Source organism: Thiolapillus sp. (assembly GCF_048562965.1).
Taxonomy (GTDB): Bacteria; Pseudomonadota; Gammaproteobacteria; order Chromatiales; family Chromatiaceae; genus Thiolapillus; species Thiolapillus brandeum_A.
Map to the genome: position 1 here is coordinate 1 of NZ_JBHNMF010000245.1, position 4,888 is coordinate 4,888.

At 52.0% G+C, this 4,888-nt stretch carries 5 protein-coding genes; 3 read left to right on the forward strand and 2 right to left on the reverse strand.

Annotated features, from left to right (window positions below):
• Window positions 1-180: 180 nt before the first annotated feature.
• Entirely contained in the window at window positions 181-435 is a 255-nt protein-coding gene (locus ACOCD2_RS12310) for a hypothetical protein (RefSeq protein WP_294042126.1), read from the forward strand.
• Here the strand turns inward: ACOCD2_RS12310 and ACOCD2_RS12315 are convergent.
• Both ACOCD2_RS12315 and ACOCD2_RS12320 read right to left on the reverse strand, forming a co-directional pair.
• Window positions 410-1,111 carry an ABC transporter ATP-binding protein gene (locus tag ACOCD2_RS12315; protein WP_293648169.1) on the reverse strand — a complete coding sequence of 234 codons (702 nt, stop codon included), beginning with the start codon at window positions 1,109-1,111 and terminating at the stop codon, window positions 410-412. The genes ACOCD2_RS12310 and ACOCD2_RS12315 overlap by 26 nt on opposite strands.
• A 3-nt stretch (window positions 1,112-1,114) precedes the next feature.
• On the reverse strand, window positions 1,115-1,900 hold the full coding sequence (locus ACOCD2_RS12320) for an ABC transporter permease (protein ID WP_293648166.1): 786 nt from the start codon (window positions 1,898-1,900) through the stop codon (window positions 1,115-1,117).
• Between the two features lie 276 nt (window positions 1,901-2,176).
• Between ACOCD2_RS12320 and ACOCD2_RS12325 the strand changes: the two genes are divergently transcribed.
• Window positions 2,177-3,469 (forward strand): nucleotide sugar dehydrogenase, encoded by a 1,293-nt coding sequence (locus ACOCD2_RS12325; RefSeq protein WP_305800306.1) that lies wholly within the window; start codon window positions 2,177-2,179, stop codon window positions 3,467-3,469.
• A 2-nt stretch (window positions 3,470-3,471) separates the two neighbouring features.
• On the forward strand, window positions 3,472-4,512 hold the full coding sequence (locus tag ACOCD2_RS12330) for an NAD-dependent epimerase/dehydratase family protein (RefSeq protein WP_293648163.1): 1,041 nt from the start codon (window positions 3,472-3,474) through the stop codon (window positions 4,510-4,512).
• Window positions 4,513-4,888: the final 376 nt, after the last annotated feature.

Here is a 4,888-nt window from a genome sequence, read left to right on the forward strand (position 1 = left end):
GAGGCAGGCTTGTACTCAGTCTTAGGGGTGAGTAGTTACTATAGCACTTTATTTGTTTTGCGCAACCCAAATGCGCTGTATGTTGATCTGTGACACATGGAGCAAGCGTGTCTTCGGCCTCGTGATAGATTTTGGGACATCCCAGTCCCCAAAATCGACTCGGCCTTTGACAACCTATTGGTGCCCCAGCCGTCCTGGTCACCAAGCACTACGCAACAACTTCGCAAGCTCGTTGCTGCTCCGTACTTGGCTCCCAATGACTGGACGCCGCGTTTGGATGCCTACTTTGCTTCCCCTCTGGCGCTATGCGCACGACGGGTAAGCAGTGCGGTCTCGCGGCTACTGGGGTCTACCAGCCTTCGCTTCGCTCTCCATGGCTGGCAGCGAATGATGGAGGAGATATTTGGAATCAGGATGGTTTGGTGGTGGCTTTGAGATATTCGCCCAGAATGTCTTTTACCGGCCCCAATTCCCGCAACATGCCGTTTTCAATCCAGAGTACTTTTGTGCAGAGCTTTTCGATTTGAGCCAGTTGGTGTGAAACCAGTATAACTGTTTGATTAGAATTGATTTTATCAGCAAGTGCCTGAGCTGATTTTTGTCTGAATCTGGCATCTCCCACTTCCAGGACTTCGTCGATCAGCAGGATATCGGGTTTGAGGTGCAAGGCAACAGAAAATCCGAGACGGGTTTTCATGCCGGATGAATAAGTTTTTACCGGGTCATCAATGGCTTTGCCCAATTCTGAGAAAGCCATAATGCTGGGAAGTTTGTTTTCTGCTTCTTGCCTTGTGAGTCCCAGAAGAACAGCACTGAGAATGGCGTTGTCCCTACCGGAAAGCTGTGGATCAAGACCCAGATTCAGAGACAGCAGGGAAACGCTGTGATTGTGCCGGTCGATTTTTCCGGAATCTGGATCAAGGATGCCGGCAATCAGACGCAGCAAAGTGCTTTTCCCGGCCCCGTTCTTGCCAATGATGCCAAGAGTGTCTCCTTTGTTTACTTCAAAGGAAAGCCCTTGAAAAACCGGCTTTCGTTCCCGTTTTTTCAGGGAAACACGTCGCCGATAGCCCATATAGATGTCAGAAACCGATACCGCCAGTGTATTCAAGGATCAGGACTCCAGAATAAGTCTCGCGTATGTGGCATTGCCTCCACGCAGCAAACGGGTGAGTACCACGATGAGTACCAGCGATGCCAGCCCGATTAGAGCCAGGGCTTGCCAGTCTGGCCATTGTTGGTACATGAGCACCCGCCTATAATTGTGTATCAGATTGGCCATGGGATTCATAAAAAACAGGCTGCGATGCTCCGGCAAGATGACCTCATAGGAATAGAAGATGCCTGATCCCATCATCAGCATGAGCAAACCGGTTTGAATAAGAAACCTGACATCGGGGAGGAAAGGGATTATGGCGGCCACCAATAAGCTCAAGGCAAATGTAAACAGCAATTGAACAATAACGACAGGTATCACGGCTGTCCAATAAATGGTAAATGGTTCTCCGCATAGGAGTAGAAAAACAAATAACACAGAAAAAACAATGAGTTGCCTGAGGCTGTCTTGGGCTACCACTTCTGCAGGAAACAGTATTACCGGGATGCGCGTCTGCATCATTATTCCCCTGGCTGAGGAGATAGAGCCGCTTGCATTGCTTATGCTTTTGTTGAACCAAAGCCAGGGAATCAGACCGCAAAGAAGATAGGCTACGAAGTCCTCTGTTCCCCTGTTCAGAAGAACCTTAAAAATCAGGTAGAACATTCCCATGTGAAGGACGGGTTCCAGAACCCACCAGCCGTAACTGAGATAGCTGGTACTGGCTTCAGATTTCAGACGGCATTGAACCCGGAACTGAAGGAGTTGCCAGAATTGTAAAATAGATTGCTTCTTGTTCTTCATGGGGAGTCCGTGTCGGGTGAGGGATTTTCTCACGGGAGCGTTGTGATCACAACGGATCTGGCGGAATAGGATCGCTGAATCTATATCGCTGAAGAAATAAAGAGCATGAAAAAAGAGCATGCTTGGTGAATAAAGGGATTGTTTGGCCGTTTCCCCACGAAAAATAGCGCCTTATCAGTTATCTCGGTTACAATTGGCGATCTTTTGCGTGGTATTGCACAACTCATTGACCCGGTATGCCGGCATGCCGTTAAGATTATCAAGGAAAATTGACAGATGAATATGAGCTCTTCTCCAGAAATAGGCGTCATTGGCCTGGGCTACGTCGGCCTGCCTCTGGCAATCGAATTCGGGAAAAAGTACAAGACTGTTGGTTTGGATCTCAAGGAGGAGGTGATCACCTGCTACCGCAATGGTTCGGACCCGACGGGTGAGGTCGAGGATGCGCAGTTCCAGGCATCCAAACAGCTGGCTTTTACCACGGACGCCGCGCAGCTGGCGCAGTCCGATTTCCTGATCGTGGCGGTGCCCACGCCCATCGACGAGGCCAATCAGCCGGATCTTACCCCCCTGGTGGGAGCGACGCATACGGCAGGCAAGGTGCTGAAGAAAGGTGCTACTGTCGTATTTGAATCAACGGTTTACCCCGGTTTGACGGAAGAGGTCTGCGTGCCGATCCTGGAACAGGAATCGGGTCTGAAATGGAAGCAGGACTTCCACGTGGGCTATTCGCCCGAGCGCATCAACCCCGGTGACAAGGTGCATACGCTGACCCGCATCGTGAAAGTGGTTTCGGGCGATGATGACGAGTGCCTCGAAGCGGTTGCCGGATTGTACGAGTCCATCATCGAGGCAGGTGTTTTCCGTGCGGCGTCCATCAAGGAAGCAGAGGCGGCGAAGGTGATCGAAAATACCCAGCGCGACCTCAATATTGCCCTGATCAATGAGCTGGCCATCATATTCGACAGGCTGGATATCGATACTCTGCACGTGCTCGAGGCTGCCGGCTCCAAGTGGAATTTCCTGCCTTTCCGTCCCGGCCTGGTTGGAGGACACTGTATCGGTGTGGACCCCTATTACCTGACCCATAAGGCCGAAGCCGTGGGTTACAACCCGCAGGTGATCCTGGCGGGGCGCCGCATCAACGACAACATGGGCAAGTTCGTGGCCGAGAAAGCGGTGAAGCTGATGTTGTCCAACAATCATCAGCCGGGCGTCAGCAAGGTCGGCATTCTGGGGCTGACTTTCAAGGAAGACTGCCCGGATCTCCGGAATTCACGGGTAGTGGATATCATCGATGAACTGCTCGAATACGGTATCGAGCCGATCGTGTTCGACCCGGTGGCAGACCGCTCACAGGCAGAAGCCTACATGAATCGGCCAATGACGGATCTGAAGGATTTCAAGGACCTGGGTGCCCTGATCATTGCCGTTCCCCACGAGCAGTTCAGGGAAATGGCCATCAGCAACTTTACCGGGATGCTGTCTGATGACGGCTGCCTGCTGGATGTGAAGTCCATGCTCGACCCGAATGAGGTGCCGGACGGCACCATTTTCTGGCGGCTTTGATCATGGCGGATGTAACGGCCTATGAGAAACTGCAGGAGGATCTGCAAGGCACGCAGTCCCGCTGGCTGATCACCGGCGTGGCGGGTTTCATCGGCTCCAACCTGCTGGAGACCCTGCTCAGGCTCGACCAGAAAGTGGTGGGGCTGGACAATTTTTCCACCGGGTTTCAGCACAACCTGGATGAAGTGCAGGGGCTGGTCTCCGAGCAGCAGTGGCAGAACTTCACCTTTATAGAAGGCGATATCCGCAATCCCGGTGACTGCAGCGCGGCCTGTGCCAAGGTGGACTATGTGCTGCATCAGGCAGCACTGGGTTCTGTTCCTCGCTCTATTGAAGATCCTGCGCTCACCAATGCAAACAACATCACCGGTTTTCTTAACATGCTGATTGCTGCCAGGGATGCCGGGGTAAGGCGTTTTGTCTATGCCGCTTCCAGTTCAACCTATGGCGATCATCCCGACCTTCCCAAGGTGGAAGACAAGATCGGCAATCCACTTTCTCCATACGCGGTGACCAAACTGGTCGATGAGCTGTATGCGAAAGTGTTTGCCCGAACCTACGGTTTCAAGACCATCGGGTTGCGCTATTTCAATATCTTTGGCCGGCGGCAGGATCCGGATGGTGCCTATGCGGCCGTCATTCCCAAGTGGTTTGCCGGCATGATTCAGGGAAAAGAGCTGTTTATCAATGGTGATGGCAGCACCAGCCGTGATTTTTGCTATATTGATAACTGTGTGCAGGCAAACCTGCTGGCCGCTGTTGCAGAAGAAGATGCGGCTGTTGATCAGGTATACAACGTCGCTTTTGGCGAGAGGACTTCATTGAACGACCTGTTTGGGCTGATTCGTTCCCGTGTACAGATCTCTTATCCCGAAGCCGCGGATCTGCAACCTGAATACCGGGATTTTCGAGCAGGAGATGTGCTCCATTCCCTCGCGGACATCGGCAAGGCAAGGACATTGCTGGGCTACGAGCCGAAGTATTCCATCGAAACCGGGTTGGATGAGGCTGCTGGCTGGTATTTGAGTCACTTAGCCGGCTAAGACCTTCTGATGGTAAAGGCTGGAATGCTGCCTGATTGTCAATTTGCAGATTCCCGGTGCGGCTTGCGAAGCTTCTTTGGAGTGAAGTGAAAAATGAGTTATAGAAAGTCACTGTTTACCATTGTGTTGTTGGGTGCAAGTTTGTTCGGTCTGGTTGCTTGTAGCGGTGAGGATGGCAATATGAAAGTCTGGCGAGCTGCAACTGCCTGTGCTGAGTCAAGCACAGATTGACGCGCTGGCGGGCAAGACCTTTTATTTCGCACACCAATCTGTCGGCTACAACATTGTGTCGGGTACCATGTGATTATATTCCAAAAAGGAGCTATCCTTTGTTCCGAACCCGCCAGATATTGAACGACTGGCTCACGCAAAACCT